20 protein-coding genes and 1 pseudogene are annotated in these 19,733 nt (G+C 48.1%); 10 read left to right on the forward strand and 11 right to left on the reverse strand.

Features of this window, described 5'->3' with window-relative positions:
* Positions 1 to 5 precede the first annotated feature (5 nt).
* The 4 genes from BLV87_RS12420 to BLV87_RS12435 are packed head-to-tail and all read right to left on the reverse strand — an operon-like array spanning position 6 to position 4,153.
* Positions 6 to 2,180 carry a glycoside hydrolase family 2 protein gene (locus BLV87_RS12420; RefSeq protein ID WP_175517931.1) on the reverse strand — a complete coding sequence of 725 codons (2,175 nt, stop codon included), beginning with the start codon at positions 2,178 to 2,180 and terminating at the stop codon, positions 6 to 8.
* Positions 2,158 to 2,589, reverse strand: coding sequence for an ATP-binding protein (locus tag BLV87_RS12425; protein WP_093069137.1), 432 nt, complete (start codon positions 2,587 to 2,589; stop codon positions 2,158 to 2,160). Before BLV87_RS12425 ends, BLV87_RS12420 begins: the two co-directional genes overlap by 23 nt.
* Complete coding sequence (locus BLV87_RS12430) at positions 2,589 to 3,779, reverse strand: nucleotidyltransferase family protein (RefSeq protein WP_093069142.1); 1,191 nt, start codon at positions 3,777 to 3,779, stop codon at positions 2,589 to 2,591. The genes BLV87_RS12425 and BLV87_RS12430 overlap by 1 nt, the downstream gene beginning before the upstream one ends.
* A gap of 35 nt (positions 3,780 to 3,814) precedes the next feature.
* Positions 3,815 to 4,153 (reverse strand): STAS domain-containing protein, encoded by a 339-nt coding sequence (locus tag BLV87_RS12435; RefSeq protein WP_093069143.1) that lies wholly within the window; start codon positions 4,151 to 4,153, stop codon positions 3,815 to 3,817.
* Positions 4,154 to 4,363: 210 nt separating this feature from the next.
* Between BLV87_RS12435 and BLV87_RS12440 the strand changes: the two genes are divergently transcribed.
* Entirely contained in the window at positions 4,364 to 5,518 is a 1,155-nt protein-coding gene (locus BLV87_RS12440) for an FIST signal transduction protein (RefSeq protein ID WP_093069144.1), read from the forward strand.
* Complete coding sequence (locus BLV87_RS12445) at positions 5,515 to 7,173, forward strand: response regulator (protein WP_093069145.1); 1,659 nt, start codon at positions 5,515 to 5,517, stop codon at positions 7,171 to 7,173. The genes BLV87_RS12440 and BLV87_RS12445 overlap by 4 nt, the downstream gene beginning before the upstream one ends.
* Here BLV87_RS12445 and BLV87_RS12450 read toward each other — a convergent pair.
* The gene (locus BLV87_RS12450; RefSeq protein ID WP_093069146.1) at positions 7,165 to 8,364 is read right to left on the reverse strand and encodes a PP2C family protein-serine/threonine phosphatase; all 1,200 of its coding nucleotides are present in this window, start codon (positions 8,362 to 8,364) and stop codon (positions 7,165 to 7,167) included. The genes BLV87_RS12445 and BLV87_RS12450 overlap by 9 nt on opposite strands.
* A 164-nt stretch (positions 8,365 to 8,528) precedes the next feature.
* Between BLV87_RS12450 and BLV87_RS12455 the strand changes: the two genes are divergently transcribed.
* The 6 genes from BLV87_RS12455 to BLV87_RS12480 are packed head-to-tail and all read left to right on the forward strand — an operon-like array spanning position 8,529 to position 14,970.
* Positions 8,529 to 8,879, forward strand: a complete 351-nt coding sequence (locus tag BLV87_RS12455) for an Hpt domain-containing protein (protein WP_093069147.1) — start codon at positions 8,529 to 8,531, stop codon at positions 8,877 to 8,879.
* Positions 8,880 to 8,914: 35 nt separating this feature from the next.
* Positions 8,915 to 9,463, forward strand: a complete 549-nt coding sequence (locus BLV87_RS12460; protein WP_093069148.1) for a heme NO-binding domain-containing protein — start codon at positions 8,915 to 8,917, stop codon at positions 9,461 to 9,463.
* Positions 9,463 to 11,211, forward strand: a complete 1,749-nt coding sequence (locus BLV87_RS12465) for a response regulator (protein WP_093069149.1) — start codon at positions 9,463 to 9,465, stop codon at positions 11,209 to 11,211. Before BLV87_RS12460 ends, BLV87_RS12465 begins: the two co-directional genes overlap by 1 nt.
* A gap of 34 nt (positions 11,212 to 11,245) precedes the next feature.
* Positions 11,246 to 11,773: a hypothetical protein gene (locus BLV87_RS12470; RefSeq protein ID WP_093069150.1), complete on the forward strand. Its 528-nt coding sequence runs from the start codon at positions 11,246 to 11,248 to the stop codon at positions 11,771 to 11,773.
* Positions 11,760 to 13,205 carry a DUF3131 domain-containing protein gene (locus BLV87_RS12475; protein ID WP_093069151.1) on the forward strand — a complete coding sequence of 482 codons (1,446 nt, stop codon included), beginning with the start codon at positions 11,760 to 11,762 and terminating at the stop codon, positions 13,203 to 13,205. The genes BLV87_RS12470 and BLV87_RS12475 overlap by 14 nt, the downstream gene beginning before the upstream one ends.
* Complete coding sequence (locus BLV87_RS12480; RefSeq protein ID WP_093069152.1) at positions 13,186 to 14,970, forward strand: hypothetical protein; 1,785 nt, start codon at positions 13,186 to 13,188, stop codon at positions 14,968 to 14,970. Before BLV87_RS12475 ends, BLV87_RS12480 begins: the two co-directional genes overlap by 20 nt.
* Here BLV87_RS12480 and BLV87_RS12485 read toward each other — a convergent pair.
* Positions 14,967 to 16,334 carry a DUF3131 domain-containing protein gene (locus BLV87_RS12485; protein ID WP_093069153.1) on the reverse strand — a complete coding sequence of 456 codons (1,368 nt, stop codon included), beginning with the start codon at positions 16,332 to 16,334 and terminating at the stop codon, positions 14,967 to 14,969. The genes BLV87_RS12480 and BLV87_RS12485 overlap by 4 nt on opposite strands.
* 126 nt (positions 16,335 to 16,460) lie before the next feature.
* Here BLV87_RS12485 and BLV87_RS12490 point away from each other — a divergent pair, with 126 nt between their 5' ends.
* On the forward strand, positions 16,461 to 17,582 hold the full coding sequence (locus BLV87_RS12490; RefSeq protein ID WP_175517932.1) for an OmpA family protein: 1,122 nt from the start codon (positions 16,461 to 16,463) through the stop codon (positions 17,580 to 17,582).
* 239 nt (positions 17,583 to 17,821) lie between these two features.
* On the opposite strand, the gene BLV87_RS12495 is transcribed toward BLV87_RS12490, so the two are convergent.
* The 5 genes and pseudogenes from BLV87_RS12495 to BLV87_RS20080 all read right to left on the reverse strand — a co-directional run.
* Positions 17,822 to 18,025 (reverse strand): hypothetical protein, encoded by a 204-nt coding sequence (locus BLV87_RS12495; RefSeq protein WP_093069155.1) that lies wholly within the window; start codon positions 18,023 to 18,025, stop codon positions 17,822 to 17,824.
* A gap of 95 nt (positions 18,026 to 18,120) precedes the next feature.
* Positions 18,121 to 18,417 (reverse strand): BrnA antitoxin family protein, encoded by a 297-nt coding sequence (locus tag BLV87_RS12500; RefSeq protein WP_093069157.1) that lies wholly within the window; start codon positions 18,415 to 18,417, stop codon positions 18,121 to 18,123.
* On the reverse strand, positions 18,398 to 18,676 hold the full coding sequence (locus tag BLV87_RS12505) for a BrnT family toxin (RefSeq protein ID WP_093069159.1): 279 nt from the start codon (positions 18,674 to 18,676) through the stop codon (positions 18,398 to 18,400). The genes BLV87_RS12500 and BLV87_RS12505 overlap by 20 nt, the downstream gene beginning before the upstream one ends.
* A gap of 96 nt (positions 18,677 to 18,772) precedes the next feature.
* The gene (locus tag BLV87_RS12510) at positions 18,773 to 19,195 is read right to left on the reverse strand and encodes a hypothetical protein (protein ID WP_139282181.1); all 423 of its coding nucleotides are present in this window, start codon (positions 19,193 to 19,195) and stop codon (positions 18,773 to 18,775) included.
* Positions 19,196 to 19,393: pseudogene (locus BLV87_RS20080) on the reverse strand (lectin-like protein); the annotation flags it as partial.
* Between the two features lie 121 nt (positions 19,394 to 19,514).
* Between BLV87_RS20080 and BLV87_RS19400 the strand changes: the two are divergent.
* On the forward strand, positions 19,515 to 19,673 hold the full coding sequence (locus tag BLV87_RS19400) for a hypothetical protein (RefSeq protein WP_175517813.1): 159 nt from the start codon (positions 19,515 to 19,517) through the stop codon (positions 19,671 to 19,673).
* Positions 19,674 to 19,733 lie beyond the last annotated feature (60 nt).

Below are 19,733 nucleotides of genomic sequence, written 5' to 3' on the forward strand. Positions count from 1 at the left end.
CATTCTTATTGTTGTGGTTGAATGGTAAAACGGTATTCATTACTGCTTAACTGCTTGCCTTGCGCATCATGCAGCGTCGCCTCGATACGGTAATCTCCAACAGCAAGGCTCGGTGCAATGTAATCACGCATGTGCTGGTGCATATCGGCACTCAGATCAAGATTAAAACGTTGGGTATCCAAGCGCTTATTTCCCTGCAACAAGCTCACCTGATACTGGGCCGCCGGATAAGCGGTGAAACTGTCATTCAGCGCCCACAAGCCCAGCTTGATTGGTTCACCTAGCGCATAGCTCACCTTGTTCCACGCTAGACTCGGCAAGATCGGTTGGTAGGCGCGTTGCAACGCGTAATAACCCGGTTTGGGGTTACGCCAAAAATCCACCGCCCCCCAATTCATTGAAGGCCAGTTTTCCACCAACATGAATTGGAACAATGCGCCTACGGGACGGTAGGCTTGCCGCCGGTAAGATTCCGCTGCTAATTGGGTGAGTTGCGCCTGATATTGCTGAGTATTCGTAATGAACTCGTCCAGCGTTTTACCTTGTGAGACCTTGGCAATGTCGAGCGTCTCTTTGCGTTGGAAGTTGTGGTATTCCCACTTTTGCCAGTCTACTTTACTCCTTGGCAACGCCGATACCTCATCAATAATTTTTGCCAATGTGAAACGATCAGGCAATGCTTGTGCACCAAATTCGGCAATTGTCGCGACTTTAGTTGGCTTGGCATAATCCAGCCAACGCCCAGAATACCAACCTAACCACGGATGTTGCTGGGTAGAGGAAATTGCTGCAATCGGGCGAGTTTTATCCAACTTACTCGCAGCCTGATACAGGCGTTGATCCAACACTTTATTTTGCTGCGGGTTGTAATCGGGGTATTTCCACTGCATCCAATCAGCATCCCACGGCGGTTCGTTGTGCAACGTCCATTGGATAATAGACGTGTAATGTCCAAACTGGCGGATCATATCGCTAACTTGCGAGACTGCCTGTTGATGAAATACCGGTGTATCCTGATAACCCCATTGCAGCGGAAAGTCTTGCCATATCATCAACCCCATTTCGTCGCACAAGCGATAGAATTCAGGGGCAGTGACATGGGCATGAACCCGCACGGTATTGATATGCGCACCCAGCATCAACTGAATATCGCGTCGAAAATCAGCCGCAGTCATCTCACTAAGCCACTGGTTGGCAATGTAATTCGTCCCCTTAAGCAAGATACGTTGATCGTTGATGTACCAGATTTCTTGTGATGACTGTCGCACTTTACGGAAACCAATAGAGCGCTCGAATGAGTCAAGTACCTTGCCATTATTGACAGCGCTAACGGTTAGTTTATAGAGGTTAGGTTCACCGTAACCGTGAGGAAACCAAAGCTTGGGGTTAGCAATAGGAATAAGCAAGGTGTTACGTAAGGGGCTGTTCCCTTGCCAAGCACCAATACGCCAGTGTAGCTGCGTATTGGCGGGCAAGGTTCCGAACACCCCCAAGTCCACCTTTACCAACCATTGCTCCAAACCTTGGGTCGGCTGTACCTGAATCTGTTGCGCTACAAGTTGCACCTGTGCTGATTGCTGCAAACGTACCGTTCCCCAGATACCACCTGTATTTTTTTCTTGCCCGCGTTCCGACCAAGCCCCGCCCGGACGGGTATCATGATGAGAAAAAATCCCCTTGATCAAACGCTTGCGTAACGAAAAATCTTCTGACTTTTCCAGTGGGCTATTCACCCGCACCAACAAGGTATTTTCCCCTGAGCGCAAATGTGGGGTCACATCAAAAGAAAACGCCTGAAAATAGCCTTCGTGAGAACCTAGCATTTTCCCGTTTAACCACACATCCGCAAAGTAATCGACCCCGTTAAAATGCAGGGTGGAAATCATTTCAGGGGCAGTGGTTGCCGTGAAGATCAGCCGATACCACGCCACGCCATGGTGATCATAGCCTTGCGTGTACCAATTACCCGGCACAGTGATGGATTGCCAGCGGGCATTATCGGCTGGCATTTCAGCCGAACCTGATGGTAAAAACGCCCACTTACCTGCCAATGACCCGCCAGAATCGAGTGCAGTCAATTTTAGCATCGGCGTAACGCTGCATCCCTGCAATAACAACAGCAATATCACGCCCACTGTCCACCAGTAGCGTTTCATCTCACACCAACTGTTTGCTGACATGCAAATGGTTGCCCTTGGCATCACGAATATAGCGGATGGAATCCGCCAACAAATGAATCAAGCCCATTCCCCATCCGCCCTCTGGCAGTGCTTCGGGGTCGGGCATATCACGGGCTTCAGAATGCAACGTATCGGGCATGGTGCGTCCGCTATCCGAGATAACCAAGTGAATGACTTCCGGAGTATATTCCACCCGCACCCGCACATCATTACCGCCGCGCATTTCATAGGCGTGTTCAATGACATTGTTGACAGCTTCCACCATCATCAATTCGAGTTGCCCTAGTTGATCGTCAGAAAGTTCAAGTTCCTTACCGATACCGCGTAATGCACCAGACAGCACACGCACCTGTTCCAAGCGACTATCGATAGACAGCCGAATATCATAGTGTTGATACCTTGTCTCCATTAGGCTGTCTCCGTTTCCGGCAGTAGTTCACTGTAAAAACTGTGCATATTGCTGAACAACATCATGTCGTGAATATCACGGGGATTCAGTAACCGACGTCTGTCATCGACTAACCAGCGAATTTGCGTGTCGCTGACATTTAGCACATCACCGTCTGGGGAAATGCAATCACCCCCAAAAATCAGCTTGTGATCTAGAGTAGCCATACCGCCAATACGGGTGTAATCGCTAATCAGGCATTCACGGATTTCCGCGCCAGACTCGATTAAGCAATTAGCACCAATCATGCACGGCCCCGTAATCTTGCTACCTGCTTCAATTCTGGTGCTACTGCCGATATAAACAGGAGGGGCGATCTTGACGCGCTCCCAATTCACACTAACGTTGATACCAGTCCAAACACCAGGGCGCACTTCTTTGCCGGGCATCGGAAACCCGTGAATACCACCTTGCAACGCTTTACGGGTGGCAGCCCACACATCAGGCACTGAACCAATGTCTACCCATTGAAAATCCATCTTTATACCAAAAAACTCTTCACCTGCCGCCACTAATGCAGGGAATAGCTGACTGCCAATGTCATATTCCACTCCAGCGGGAATGTAATCAAAAATCTCTGGCTCGAATAGATAAATGCCGGTATTGATCAGGTTAGAAACAGCCTCTTCCGGCTTAGGTTTTTCTTGGAATTGCACAATACGTTGACGGTCATCCAACTTCACAACCCCGTACTTGTGGACTTCAGCGTGCGGCACTTCTTGCAAGATAATGGTAGCAACCCCCCCCATCTCTCGGTGTTGGCGCAGTGCTTCACTGAGATCAAGATCAATCCAAGCATCGCCACACAACACAATGAAGGTCTCATCGAAAAAGCCAGAAAAGGCTTGGATACGCTTCATGCCACCAGCAGAGCCAAGCGCCTTACCCTCCAAACCTTCCTCGGTCATATAGCCTTCGTAGGAATAGGCAAGGTGCACACCTAACTGATGACCATCACGAAAATAATTTTCGATCACGGGGGCAAGATGGCTGGTATTCACCACAATGTCTTCGACACCATGGGTGCGCAGCAATTCCACAATGGATTCCATGACCGGCTTGCGCAAGATTGGAATCATCGGTTTTGGCATTTCGTTGGTAATTGGGCGCACGCGCGTGCCTTTACCGGCTGCCAGAATCATCGCTTTCATGAAACCCCCTCCTCAATTGGGTGATACGCAATTAACTAGGCAGCAACGGCACCTAATGCGGCCTCAACGCTATCAGCCATGCGGAATACGCGCTCCATACGAGTCAACTTAAACAAATCTGCCACAATGCCTTTCGCACCGACAATGATCAGATCGCCACGATTGCCCACCATTTTCAACAGGCTGACCAGTGTACCGAGGCTGCTACTGTCCATGAACGTGACTTGGCTAAGATCCAACACAATACGCGTAGAGCCATCGGTGAGCAGTTGGCTAATTTGGTGTTTAAGTTCAGGAGCGATGGCTGCGTCCATACGAGCTTCGCCGATGGTAGCGACGGTGAATTCACCTTGAACATGAGTAGAGAGTTTCATGCTTGTTGTCCTCGTTGTTTTTAAGAACCAATCTGGCTTATTTTTTTATAAATGTATTGTATACATCAATTAGTCCAAACGGCAATGATTGTCTCCTGAACGGTCGATCCTTCTTACAAAATATGATAATCCTTTTTTATGAAAAGAAAATCTCATATAATCAATCAATAGATTTCATGAAAACAATAAGTAAGTACAGGAAACCACATCATGTGTGCTCGCCATCTACCTGCCCAGCTATTCGTTGACCAAAGTGGAACACCTGAAGGCTTATTTCAATTATTGGATAACGCCTTGGCAGCAGGAGCACAGAGTGTATTTGTGCTGGCTGCTGATGCCAATGGATTCACCCCCTCACAATTGGATAAGCACTTACAAACGTTCCCTATTCCCATTTTTGGCGGTATATTCCCGGAAATCATTGCCAACGGCGAGATACTTCAACGTGGTAGCATTGTATGCGGCTTACCGATGCTCAGTGAGGTTTATCATATTGAGCACTTATCCGACCCTGACGAAGATTATTTTCAGGCAGCAGAAGCACTGTCTGCATTGATTCCTCCGCACTCAACCCTAGTGACCTTAGTCGATGGCCTTAGCAAGCGGATTGCAGCACTATTAGAAGGTATCTATGAAGTCTTCGGTGATAGTTGCCAGTACATCGGTGGTGGAGCCGGTTCCTTAAGTTTTAAGCCAAAACCTTGTTTACTTAGCAACCAAGGTTTACGGGTTGATTGTGCGCAAATTATTGCCATTCAACAACCATTGAACCTTGGTATTGAACATGGCTGGCATAAGTTTGCAGGGCCTTTTTTCGTTACGGGAGCTTACGAAAACACCATTACCACAATCGACTACCAGTCTGCTTTCGAAATTTACCGACAAGTGGTTGAAGCAGACAGCGGCAAACGTTTTCAAGATGTTGAATTTTTTGATCTGGCAAAAAGTTATCCATTTGGCTTAGAGCGTCTAAACGGCGATGTTGTGGTACGTGACCCGCTCTTTAACAATGACAATAAACTTACCTGTGTCGGGGAGGTTCCTGCCAATCATATTATCTACATCCTCAAGGGGGAGGCCGATGACCTGCTGGCAGCTTCCCGTACCTGTGCAGCCACCGCGATGCAGGTACAAGCGCCCCCGCTACTGGCTTTACTGTTTGACTGCATCAGTCGCACCCTCTTTTTAGAAACGCGTTTTGCCGAAGAGATTAACAATATTCACGCCCCCTTACCTGAAAACGTACCACTAGTGGGCGCTTTATCATTGGGTGAAATCGCGGATGCAGGTCACACTTGCCTAGAATTTTTCAATAAAACCATTGTGCTAGGCATCATCACGCAAACAGAGAGCACACTGGCATGAACCCAACTCTAGAACTGGTTTCTGTTCAATACGCCCTCGCCCTACTGATTGGGCAGGATTTGGATTTGCGCATCATGTTACGCAAGTTTCTGCCCCCTGCTTTGAAGCTATTGAATTGCCGCAGCGGCTATATCTGGCTGCACCAAAGCATTGCTCAAAAAAATCAAGACAATGCATCTGCTCCGCCACCCTGTTACAGCTACCCCTCCTTACGCGGAACCTTAGAAACAGACCTGCCACACTTAGCTACACAGGTACAACACTTTGCTAAACAGGACTGGTTCATTAAAAAACCGGGGGAAATCATTTCAATACAAGGTTCCTACTACCATTTCATGCCAATTGGTGACAATGGCCTACTCGTCTTAGTGCGCGACCCACCACTGCCAAACACATACATGCTGGCATTAGGTTTAGTACTCAAGCGCCTCGAAACAGCTTGCCTAGCCTGCCTACAACATGCTTATTTAGAAGAGGCTCGCAAAGAAGCACTCCAAGCCAAGGAAATGGCCGAAAAAGCCAGTAAAGCCAAAAGCGAGTTTCTGGCGATGATTAGCCACGAAATCCGCACGCCCATGAATGGCATTATCGGCTTGACGGACTTGATGCTGTATAGTGAAGTTTCCGCCTCCCAACGCGAACACCTAGGCATGATCAAATCATCGTCCAACGCCTTGCTCGACATCATTAATGAAATCCTCGACTTTTCACGCATTGAAGCTGGAACGCTAACACTCAGCAATACTCCCTTTCAGTTACGCCCCTTATTGCAGGACACTTTTACACCACTTGCCTTGCGAGCACAGAGTAAGCATCTCATGTTTCAATGGGAGATAGCGGCTGATATACCCGACACTCTCGAAGGTGATGAAGGACGCTTGCGCCAAGTCATGATTAATCTGGTCGGCAATGCCATCAAATTCACCGAGCGAGGGGAAGTAAACGTCACCATCAGCCTGCAAAGTGGTGCGCCAAACGGTCAAGTCTGTGTGCAATTTGCCGTGCGTGATACGGGTATTGGCATTCCCCCTGACAAACAAGCCAACATTTTTCAGCCCTTCCAACAAGCAGATAGCTCGATCACTAGGCGTTATGGTGGCACAGGCTTAGGCTTAACGATTTCGTCGCAACTCATCACCATGATGGGTGGTCGTTTACGGTTAGCAAGTGATACCGGCGAAGGCAGCATTTTTTATTTTAATGTACCGTTTACTGTCGCCACACAGCCCCCCCCCAGCGCGAAACCAACACAGCAACCCCTGCAACGCACCGAACGCCCCCTCAATATTCTCCTTGCAGAGGACAACGCCATTAACCGGATGCTGGCTGTGCGCTTGTTAAACAAAGCGGGGCATCACGTCAAAGTTGCAGAAAACGGGCAAGAAGCACTACACGCATGGGAACAGACCCGACCTGATGTTATCCTCATGGATGTGCAAATGCCTATCATGGATGGTTTGGAAGCCACCACTCGAATTCGCTCACAAGAACAAAACCAACAACTCACGCATACACCAATCATTGCTTTGACCGCGAATGCCATGAACAGCGACCGGGAACAATGCCTAGCAGCAGGAATGGATAACTTCCTCAGTAAGCCCTTTAATGTACAGGACTTGTTGGAAGTCCTAAAACATTCATGTCCTTCAACATAAATCAATCATTAACAAAGAAATATCATCTGGCTTTTCTGTGCTTGTGCTATTCAACCCTAACTTCAGTGCTAATTGCTGGATCACCTGACTGGCAGGCTGCTTCATCAACGGTTGCAGGCATCTTTTTAGCATTGCCTCGGTAATAAGCTCACCATTAGCTTCTTGCAACTCCAACAACCCATCCGAATACAAAATAAAGCGACTGCCAGCGGGAAACGGCAAATGAATGGTTTCATACTCCATATCAGGCAATAAACCAATGGGAAAGCCAGTACAATCAATCTGCTCCAATTGCGTTGTCACGGGGCTATACAAAAACGGCTGCGGGTGTCCAGCTTGTACAAAATACAGTTGTTCGAGCTGCGTATCGACCACCCCCATGATCAAGGTGAGATAATGATCACCTGTATCCAAACGATAATGTAAATGATGATTCAGACGTTCAGCCAAACGTGATGGAAAAGTTGCGACGGTACGTGCATCCAACTCCTCCAAGCAATGCAACTCACTGGTGGCACTGAGTAACGTTTGCAAACACATCGACAATAAAGCGGATGCAATCCCATGCCCAGAGACATCAATAGAGTAGAAAAATAACAGATCATCATTAATGGGAAAATAGTTAAACGTATCCCCACCAATATACTGTGCGGGCTGGAAAAACCAATCCACAGCAATGCGCCCAAACGCTTTCTGGCTAGGCAACACGCCTGCTTGCAACACCGCCGCACGTTCCAGATCACTTTGAATCAGTTGCTGTGCTGCCGATAACGAACGATTCACACTTTCCAAATGACGGTTTTTATCTTCCAACGAATGTTCTAAATCCAATACTCTTTGTGCAGCACGCAAACGCACTTCTAATTCTTCACGCACAATCGGCTTGGTGGCAAAATCATCTGCACCCGCTTCCATCCCCTGAATCAGGTTTTGCTTACCGGACATACCCGTGAGCAAAATAATGTACACGTAATACGGCAACTCAGCCGTGCGCACAGTACGGCATAATGTTGGACCATCCATGATCGGCATGACCCAATCACTGATGACCAATTGAAAATGATGTTGCTGAATCAACTGCCAAGCAGTCTCACCGTTTTCCGCCAGCATTACCTGGTGTCCCATCAGGGTAAGAATACGACGCAGAATCAACTGCATATCTCTGGCATCATCGACGACTAAGATGTTCATTAGCTATATCTTGTTTTTATGATGTTATTAACACTCGGATAGAGATATGCTATCATTAAACCGTAAGATGTATACATAGATAAAAATGATAAAAAATACAATTCCGGCAAATGGCATCCTTTACGTTTATCGGATCATCATAACCAACAGGTTAAGGTATAAAAATGACTCATATCACTCCTGTCGATGAAGAAACCTATGCACTGTTGCAGGAAATCATGGCTGACGAATTCACCGAACTGGTAGAATTTTTTCTCACGGATACCGAACAGTCACTGGTTCTGCTCCAACACTGTGTCGCCACGCAAGACAGTACACAAGTAGGCACACTCTGCCACAAACTCAAATCCAGCAGTAAGTTGATTGGTGCATTCCAGTTAGCAGAATTCACCAACTTACTCGAAGACTACAAAGACCATCATGATCAGCAAATCGCCCGAACACACCTAAACCACTTGTGTGCGGAATTTACCCAAGTTGTCGGTTGGCTCAAACAGAAACCAGCTATTGCTTAAAAATAAACGAACAATCATAACAACAGGAATAGTACATGAAAGGCTTAGTGTTTACGGAATTTCTGGAAATGGTGGAACAAACGTTTTCGGCTGATATGGTCGACGACATTATTGACGCATCCGACTTACCCTCTGGAGGTGCTTATACAGCAGTAGGTACTTATCCCCATTCCGAAATGGTCACGCTGGTGCAAAACCTTTCCAAACAAACCGGAATGCCAGTACCCGATCTGATCAAAGCATTTGGGCGTTATTTGTTCAGCCGATTTGTCGCGCTTTACCCTAGCTTTTTTGAATCAACACCGGATGCCTTTGATTTTCTGGACTCCATCGAAAATTATGTCCACGTTGAAGTACGTAAACTCTATCCAGATGCTGAACTGCCGACCTTTGACACAGTACGCGAAGACACGCAAAAACTAACCATGATTTACCGCTCCAAGCACCCATTTGCTACCTTAGCAGAAGGCTTGATCGAAGGCTGTTTGACGCACTATCAAGTCAATGCACACATCGAAATGATTGACCGCTCCGCTGGTCAGGGTACACACGTTGAATTTCACATCACCCGGTTGGATGTGTGATGAATGACGAAATAACTCGCCTGCAACGCCGCCTAGAACGTGAGCGCAGCGCTCGCAAACAGGCAGAACAATTGTTGGAAAGTAAAAGCCTCGCCTTATACCAAGCTAACCAAGAACTCCGGGCGCAAGCTGATTCACTTGAACAAATGATCATCGAGCGTACCCGCGAGTTAGTCGAAGCGCGTGATCAAGCGCTCTCCGCGAGTCGTTCCAAAAGCGCTTTTTTAGCCGCCATGAGCCATGAAATTCGCACTCCCATGAATGGCATCATCGGTATGACGACCTTATTGCAAGATACGCCCTTGGATCCCAATCAACGCCGTCAAGTTGAAATGACGCTGCAATCGGCACAATCATTACTGGGTATTATCAACGACATTCTTGACATTTCACGGCTAGATGCAGGCAAACTCGAATTGCTGGCAGAAGATTTCAAATTAAGTGAAACCCTCCCCAGTATTATCGAAACCATGGGAATTATCGCCAGCCAAAAACATCTGGAACTGTTTACGATTGTGGATAAGCGCGTCTCCAATTGTTTACACGGTGATGCATTACGTCTACGCCAAATATTAATGAACCTGCTCGGTAACGCCATCAAGTTTACCCAACAAGGGCAGATTATCCTGCGCATTTTGCCAGCCACTCACACTACAATCGGTATCCGTGTTGAAATACAAGATTCTGGAGTGGGTATTCCACAAAACAAACAATCCGCACTCTTTCACGCCTTCAGCCAAATCAACCGTTACGATCAACACAATGGCAGCGGTACAGGCTTAGGACTGGCAATAAGCCGTAAATTGGTACACTTAATGGGCGGTACAATTGGTGTTAACAGCGAATTAGGGCAAGGCAGCACCTTCTGGTTTGAAATACCTTTCGCAACCAGTAACGATCAGGCAACCTGCGGTTCACTACTAACTACTCGCTGCCTAGTATTGCTATACTCTGAACTACACGCCAAACTGACCGCAGAACAATTATACAATACGGGAGCTGACTGCGTCGTTGCCAGCGATATAGACGCGGCTAATAAACTACTCGACAGGCAATCATTTGACTGGTTAATCACCGACTATAAAAGTTACCCGCTTCCGCAGCGGGCTAAGTTAAACCAGTTACTGGAACGCTTAAACACACTGCCCCACCCTGTGCGTCTGTGCAACATTTCCCCCCAAACCAGCAGTTGCAAGCAGTGTGGCGTAATAGATTTGCAGCAACATTGTAGCTGTTTATTGAAACCGGTGACCCAAAGCAAATTGCTCGGTTTACTCACAACGGCATCACGGTCTACCTCGGAGTCGGCGCTCTTGACCACCGAATCCCCTCAAGTCATGCAGGCCCGCCAAAATAAAGCCGATGTCATTCAAATGGGGACACACATTCTCGTGGTGGAAGACCACAAAGTTAACCAACTCGTTGCCAAAGGCATGTTGGCAAAACTAGGCTATCGCGTGACCTTAGCCGAAGACGGCTTTCAAGCACTCGATAAAGTACGTAACCAAACTTTCGACCTGATCCTGATGGATATTCAGATGCCCGGCATGAGTGGTGTGGAAACCACCCGGCACATCCGTGCAGAATTTCCTGACAACTCCGTGCCAATTATTGCCCTCACCGCCAATGCCATGAAAGGCGATGAGAAGGAATACCTAGCAGCCGGAATGAACGCCTGCCTGACCAAACCGATTCAATTGGATACGCTGGCAGCTACCCTCAAAGAATGGTGTCCGGTCACTGTCTGAGACCCACACAATAACAATAAGGGGAAAACCACCGATGAATCACGTTCAGCATGTCTTGCTTAGTATGTTGCTGGCGCTCGTCTGTTATCTGACCTTCCAGAATCAACAACTCCGCACCGAACTTGCCGCATTGAATGCCTTGCAGCAAGATTCAGCCATGGTGCTAACTACAACCCTTGCACCACTCACTGCCCAACTCGAAGCGATTCATACTGTCACCAGTAAACTGAGGCAAGAAGCAGATGAGGCATCCAAGAAAAAACTGACCGCCATGCAACAGCGTATCGACTTGTACCAACTCCTCAGCACAGTCAATCAAGCAAACCAATTGCGGGCAGCAGGCAAAGGCACAGAAGCCGCTGAAAAACTTGGCAGCACCAAGAAACCTATTTGGCAAGCAGGCGATACCTTCAGCGCCCACAAAGCACGTCTGCAAGGGCTAATGGGCACGATTGATAAACTGGTCACAGCGTGGAAAAACGGCGACACCACTACAACACCGGATACGGTACGTAAAGAACTGGAAACCGTTCTGGGGGAACTCAATAATGAACAAAAATAATCTCAATATTGCATTCGCCTGGCTCGCAGGTTTAGCACTAGCAGGCATTATTATTTTATTCGTAAGCCATACTGAACCACAACCGGACACTAAACCCAACGCCACTCAAAGTGTGTTCTCATTACTAAGCGCATCAACGCGTTCAACACGCACCGATACGTTTTGTGCTTTAGCGGTTGGCCCCGACAATAGTTGCTTAGGAAAATCTCAAGCCCTATGCAGTAAAGACTTGGAAATGGCGCAAATTGCCTGGCAATACTTTGAAAACAATTACAACCCCGAAACAGGACTGTATAACGCAGCAGATAAATACCCCTCCACCACCATGTGGGATACCGGTTCGGCATTAGCCGCCACCATTGCCGCCCACGATTTCGGCATCATCGACGACAAAACCTTCGATGAGCGCATCCGAACCATGTTCAAAACCCTTAACAGCATGGAGCTGTTTAATAAGGAAGCACCCAACAAGGTTTACCATACCATTAAAGGTGAGATGGTGGATTATCGAAATCAGCCTACCCCCGACGGTATCGGAGTTTCCACCCTGGATCTGGCACGCCTAATTTCATGGTTGAATACCTTAAGTTGTATGCACCCTAAATACGCCTACCCCGCTCAACAAGTCATTAAACGTTGGGATATGACACGCTTAATCAGTAAAGGGCAAATGTACGGCTTATATCGCGACCCGGTATCCAAAAATATCAGCGTGGTGCAAGAAGGTCGTTTAGGTTACGAACAATACGCAGGGAAAATTTTCCGTGAATTAGGCTACGATCAGCGTGTGTCTGCGGTTTATGACAATGAATACCGGGAAACTATCAATATTTATGATGTACCGATTGCCTATGACCGCCGCGATCCCCGTGATCTGGGTGCTTACAATTACGTCGTAACCGAATCGTATGCGATGGATGCCATTGAAAATGGTATTGATGCCGAAAACCGACCCTTACTGGATAATATTTACAAGGTGCAAAAACGCCGCTGGGAAGAAACGGGTATTGTCACCGCCGTTTCCGAAGACAATATCGACCAAAAGCCGTACTTCTTGTACAACACGATTTTCACCGCCGGGTTGCCGTGGAACACCACCACGGATAAAGGCGTGCGTTACGATAACCTCAAAACCACCTCAATCAAAGCGGCTATGTCCATGGCATTGCTATACCCTGATGACCCTTATAGTAAAGAGCTGGCTTACACCATCAGTTCCGCTTACGACCCTGAGCGCGGCTGGTATTCCGGTATTTATGAAAGTGGCGGCGGTTACAATAAAGCCATCACCGCGAATACCAACGGAATTATCATGAGCTTGTTGCTGTACAAAAAATACGGCGAGTTTGCCCCAGTGTGCAAGCGGTGTCAGCGTAGTTTGAAAATGGATGTCAGTACACCGCAAACATGTGATGTCTGTACGACTGAATAACCCGCTTTTGCTATTAGTAGCTGCTGGTAGTTTCACCTACCCAGCGACGCTCATGGCACACCCCCCTTTGCTACAACGCTTGGAAGACCTCTCATGTGCTGCCAATAGTGACAAGGCAGCGCAGCACCTCGAAACACTGTTCAACATCTCTCCACCCGGTCAACACTGGCCGGATGAGTGGTTAGGCACACAACCACAACAAGCCAGCCTACACGCAGGCACACTGGATATTGCACTGCATACCTTGCAACAAACCATCGAACGCTTTCCGAAACTACGCGAAACCGCAGAGCGCGTGGCTTTGCAATGGGATTACTGCCAAGTCTTAGAAGAACAGCGTTTTTACGATGTGCAGTGGCAACATTCCGAACTAAAAAAATACCCGGCCGCCGACAAAGTGCCATTGAATTGGCGTGGCTTCAGAACATGGGGATTTTTAACACCTGATCCACCTGCACGCTTTGTACCGCTCTTGCTGGATGAAATTCGTCTCAGCCCTAATGCCTACCACTTATTTTTACACCGGCTTTACCGCAAACAGTGTTTTCCTCACCCAGAAACAGGGTTATTGGCAAGCGAAGCAGAAGCCCCACGTCTCGTGGATCAGCATCGCGCCGTAGTCATGTTAGAAACCTTAACAGAACCACAAGCGTACCCTTTTGCATGGCATCCCTCTTGTGAAGCTACCCCACACACCGATACAACAACCTCGATAAAAAAAACACCGCCCGACATCAAAATGCCACTCGCATCACCTGTGACACCAGCAAAAACAGCAGCGACCGCCCTAGCAAAAAAACCGGAAAAGGCTAAAAAGTCAACTAAACAGATGCTTCCGGCCCTACCGCGTACAACACGCTTCCCAACCATTGTTGCGGTCAACCAACAAGCACAACCCAGTGATCGACCAACATTAAAACTTGAACAAGCACTTGAACCATTGGTCATACCGGTCATTGCAACACCTGAGATACCTATCCCACATCTGCCTTTAAGACAAAAAGTCGCAGAAGGTGCAAGAGGAGACCAAGGAAAAACAGTCGCACCTACTCGCGCAGTCGCTAGTGAAATCACTTTACCTGCGATTGTGCCAATAACCGCAGGTGGTGATATTCCCATGTACATGGAGGAATACACTTCAGAAACCCAGGCACACAGCACAACAGGTATCGTTGATCCCCAAAAGAAAAAGAAATTGCGCTTGGCTGGTAACTTTGCTGATTCAATCTCATTGAAAGAGGGTAATCATACGATCTCTGCCAGTGCTACTTGGTCGCCCAAACCCAATTGGTTTGTCAGCGGTAATGCCTCCCTCAAACAAGAGAAGCTTGGGTATTCGTGGAGTGCTGGCTATGCCGATAACAAACCGGGTGGATGGTCTGCTCAAGTCAATAACTGGGGGCCACTCAAACCCGGCGACGGCTTAGCATTGGACAAAGCAGTCGCCAATATCGGCTATAAAGTTAAATCTGAGACACTGAAAAAACGCAACCTAGCTGCGGCCGCCAACGTGAGCGCCCCTCTCAAAGGCAAACCTAGTCTTAGTGGTACACTACAGTGGAATCCAACACCCAAGGTATATGCCCGCACTACTGCCAACGTGCCACTAGAGGGTGACAAACCTAACTGGAATTATGCTGTTGGTTATTCCAACCCAAAACCAGGCTCATGGAAGATCGAATACGCCAACTACGGTAAAAACGATTTTCCCGGTGATAACCTAAAAGATGGGGCAATCACGGTTAGTCGAAGTTGGCAATTTTAACGAAACCGCCCCTCTGCCAAACACTGTCGCTTATTTTGATTGATACGGAGAAATGCTTCAGACAATTTAACGCCCTTACCGCACCGGTCACATTGGCGGTTCAGTGAGCCGTACAGCTTATGCAGCAACACTGACAAAATAACGCCATTGGTATTCGCGGTGGTTGCCTTGTTGAACCCTTTAACAGGGTCTTCGTAAATGCCTGAATACCAACCACCTTTCGGGTTACGCGCATCCTTCACTGCATTCAACAGTACCTTGCTGTACTCGCGCTCCGGAAACAAATAAGCCATCGACACTGCCGCTTTCACTGATAGGCTTCTCAAATCCGACATATCCTCACCTTTATCCGTGATTGCAGCCCAAGGTACGTCATCGCTGAAAATCGTGTTATAGACGAAATAAGGTTTGCGATCGAGGTTATCTTCAGACACAGCCGTAACCTTGCCGGTTTGCTCCCAACGGCGCTGTTGTACCGTGTAAATCGCCTCCAGCAGTGGTTTGTTTTCTTCATCCAGCCCATGCTCTAGCACATCCATCGCATAAGATTCGGATACCACGTAATTGTGTGCGCCGAGTGTGGATGCATCGCGGGAATCTACCAACAATTCCACACCCGATACCTCCGCCTTAGTCGCATACTGATTGTGATAACGGGAGGAAAGACTCAGATCAAAACCCAACTGCTGAAAAGCTTTGCCTGCATATTGCTCATACCCCAGACGCCCCTCCTGCTGCACTTCCACCTTGCCAGACTCATCTTTGAAGGCCAGACCATACATTTGGTTATGTTCCAGCAAACGACAGAAACTCCAGCTTTCCAGTAATTGTTGCGCCTTGGCTTGGTGTTGAGGGTGTAAACAACTCAGGATATTTAACCACGACACCAAACGCCCCAAATCCAAAGTAGAAACCCCAATACCATGCGTCGATGGCTGGTTACGGTAATCCACTTTTTGCGCCGTCTTGGTGTTATAGACTTTGTTGGGTGCTTCCCCATTAAACAAATCCAGATGCCGTAAGGTATCCAGCATCTGACTGGTCATGCGATCAAAACGTTCACGCGGGATAATGCCCAGCTTTTCTGCCGCGATAAACGCAGCAAGTGTTGAGCCGACATCCCATAAAGTAGTAGATGGGTATTGATCAGCGGCATTTACCAAACCCGTTTCTGCTTGCAAGTTATTCTCGAAATACTGCCAAGCGATTCGCGCCATTGCTTTATCGCGCTCGTTTAACTCACCGGTACGAGCTGGGCAATACGTGGGTTTACTGGGTTGCGCAGCGTCAGCAATGGCAGGGTTCAGCCAGAGTCCGCCACACGCATTGATAATCAAGGCTAAGGTTAAGCTAAGGCGCAGCATGGTTTTATGATTGTTCCTGCACTGGGGACTTTGATTTTTACCGTGCAGTCGTCGGAAGTCAATTGCCGTCAGACAAACGTAGCCCTATCATCGAATCTAGCAATCATAACAATAAAGGTGATGCCCATGTTCCCAAAACGCCCGCTGCAAGTGGCAATATTGTGCGCGATGGCAGGGTTAGCCATGCCACACACACACGCCGATACCCCCAAATCTGCCGCCCTTTACCCGGTCTGCGACACGCCAGCCGTACCCATCGGCAAAGAAGACTACCACCCCAGCATCCTCGCTTTGCACGGTTTAACCGCACTTTACATCAATATTGACGATGTAATCAGCAGTGCCAAACCCAAAAATGTCAAGTTGCAAAAAGACCTTAAAGAAGCCGTCCAACAACGCTTAAGCACCGCCGGAATGCGCTTATTGACCAAGGAAGAAATGGAAACATCGCCGGGGCAACCCGAAATGAGCATGTTCCCCTCCTACCCCAAACACTTAGGCCCGTTCAAACCCGGCGAACCGCGTATCGAATACAACGCCGCATGTTGCACCGCCGGTATCTGGACATCATTCTCCCAAGGAGCCATGACCTTACGTGACCCGCTGTTGCACCACAAACTGGCGACCTGGGGCGAAGGCCACAACACCACTGATTGCAACAATGTGGGCAAATGGCTCAGCGAAGTCGTGCTAAAAACCGTCGACGACTTCATCACAGCCAAACAAAAAGCCGATAAAGATTACCAAGCTTGGCAGAAAAAACAGGGGCAAACACCAGCAAAACCCAAGGCAGATACCCCGTCCGCCAACACTGACAAGCCCGCAAAAGATACCTCGCCCACCAGCACTGCCAAACCCGTAGAGTTGCGCGAAACTCATGATGCCGAAGCCTTAGCCTGCGATACCGCCATTTTGTTGTATGCCGAAATTTTCCCAACCGCCGCCGCTAACATCAGTGACGCGAAAGGCGGGATTTTAGGCAAAATCGCCGACAATATGAAAGCCTGCCCGCAATACCGTTACCGCATCGAAACGCACGCCGACCAACGTTCCAGCCATGACTACAATGATGTACTCTCAGCACGGCGGGCGGTGGCTATTCGCAATTATTTGGTCGATAACGGGGTCGATGAAGAACAGTTTGACCTACGCTTTTACGGCAAACGCAAGCCCTTAGTAGACGGTGATAATGAAACTGCGTGGGCAGCTAATCGGCGTGTCATGATCACCCCGATTAAACCAAAATAAAGCGCATCAGGCAGTATGCAAAAGTCTTTTGAGATGTAATTTGGCGATAGCAGGTTGCTGCACATGGAGGATATCTGCCTAATGCTTTTTGCGATAATCCACGGGCGAGGCGTAAGCATTTTCTGCTTTCAGGTGTACTAATTCGCTAACTCTTTTAGCGATTTCAGCCTTAGATTGCCGCAGCAATTTTATCTCGGATACGGTCAACATTCGGGGTATTAAACAATTAACGCGCTTCATCACGCTGCTTTCATCGCTGCAAACAAGCTATCGACCGTATAATTTTGCTGCCATGCCTGACGGTCAATGGTGTAGTTGCCATAGCCTTTGTCGTATTGCTGCATGAAGCGAATTAGACCAACCACGCCGAGACTGCTGCGTAACGCTTGCAATGCCTGACGCTGGATTTCGTGTTCTGTTTGGTAACTTCTTACGCCGCTCATGGTAAAACCTCTTCTAGCCATTGCAGGGGATCCAACACTTTGACCTGTAAACCAGGAATTTGCTGTGCTTTTTTCAAAAATTTGATTTAGGCACGCTAACGAGATGGATTCAACTCTTGCTGGATTGTCTGCCTAACAATATCCTCTAATGCTTTCCCCTGAAGAAACTGCTTTAGTGCTTCGTTCATCATGTTTTGGTAGCTGCCACCTGTGAGGGCGGCACGCGCTTTGAATGCGGCAAGGATGGTGTTGTCAACACGCATGGTAATACGGCTTTTGCCGCCAGATTCTGCTTGTAATTTTGCCAAGGCAGGTATTTTCGCTACAGGTTTGGCATCAGCGAAATCGTAATCTTTGAATTTGTCGTACATATCATCTGAATTGGTTTGCATAAATCCTCCGTTGTGGTTGGTTGGCTTTCCACGCCGAAATTAGACGAATACGCTCACCGCGTAACATCCACACGACTACCAACACTCGATGTTTTGCCCCAACACCCAAACTCACAAACCGCTGCTCGCCAAAGGTATCACCATCTTCACGAGTCAACGCGAAAGGGTCGAGCAACACCGCTTGCGCTTCCTCAAAGGTCACGCCTTCGTGGTTGATCGGGTTAATGGCTGCTTTTTCGGGGTCGAATTCAATATCCATACGCCAATGATATGCACAAATATGCAGACATTCAAGGTAATGGGAAAGAAAAAGCCGGAACACGTCCGGCTTTTTCGTCTCAGGGCAAGCAGCCGCCTACTGGCACGATACGCTTACCGATAGTTCACCACTGTTGTCGTAGTAATGTCCCGGCATATCATTCATCAAGAAATGCAAGACGTCACCACCTATTACGCCAACATCCTTGGCAGCACCCACATGCTCAAACTCACCACCAGTCCGTTGCAGTATCAAATCAAAAGCATTACCTGTTGGTATACGAAAGCCCGCATAGGCAGAGCCTCCACCATCTGGTGTCACGGCAGGCGATGGAACATCCCATTTCCACGTCCCCGTCGCAGTAAACGTACACTGCGTTTTCCCCGCTGGTACGGTGAAGGCTGTACCTGTTTCGTCGGCGGCTTGGACGGTGAAGGGGTTGGCGGTGATGTTGATGTTGGGGGCGGCGGTACGCTCGATGATTGCTGACTTTGGAGCATTGCTGTCTGTTAAGGACATATCATTCCACTGCCACGTATCATTGGTGAAAACCGTTACCGCATAATTCTCCTCTCCACTTTGATTTGGCTCACCCGGATACCAATTATGGTAAAGGGGTATATCTCCAGTCACTGTTGTCCATAATCCTTCCTGTACTTTGTCGGTATATCCTAACCAATATCCCCAACCTGAAATCAAGGGAAACGTATTCGACATCCTATACGCATCAACTTTAAGCCCTCCATTCCCTAACTTGCTGTAATCTCATCCAATTATTAGGTTTTTTCCTCCGTTTGTTTTGTCGGCAAGCGGTTGAAGAAGCGAAGAGTTTTGCCAGTTGCTTGAGGCATTTTATCAAGCTGCGTCGCTCAGCGATGCAGGCGGCAAGATGGGAAGCCTGTTCCTGAATGGCTTGAACACCTTTGGTGAGGCTGCGCTGGGGTATTTCCCACAATCCGGTGAGCATGATCCAGTGTTGGATGAGGATAATCAGTAATTTGACGTAGATTTCACACAAAATTCGCCATACGTTGGCACTTCTGGAAACCGCGAGGCG

The organism is Thiothrix caldifontis (assembly GCF_900107695.1).
Lineage (GTDB): Bacteria > Pseudomonadota > Gammaproteobacteria > Thiotrichales > Thiotrichaceae > Thiothrix > Thiothrix caldifontis.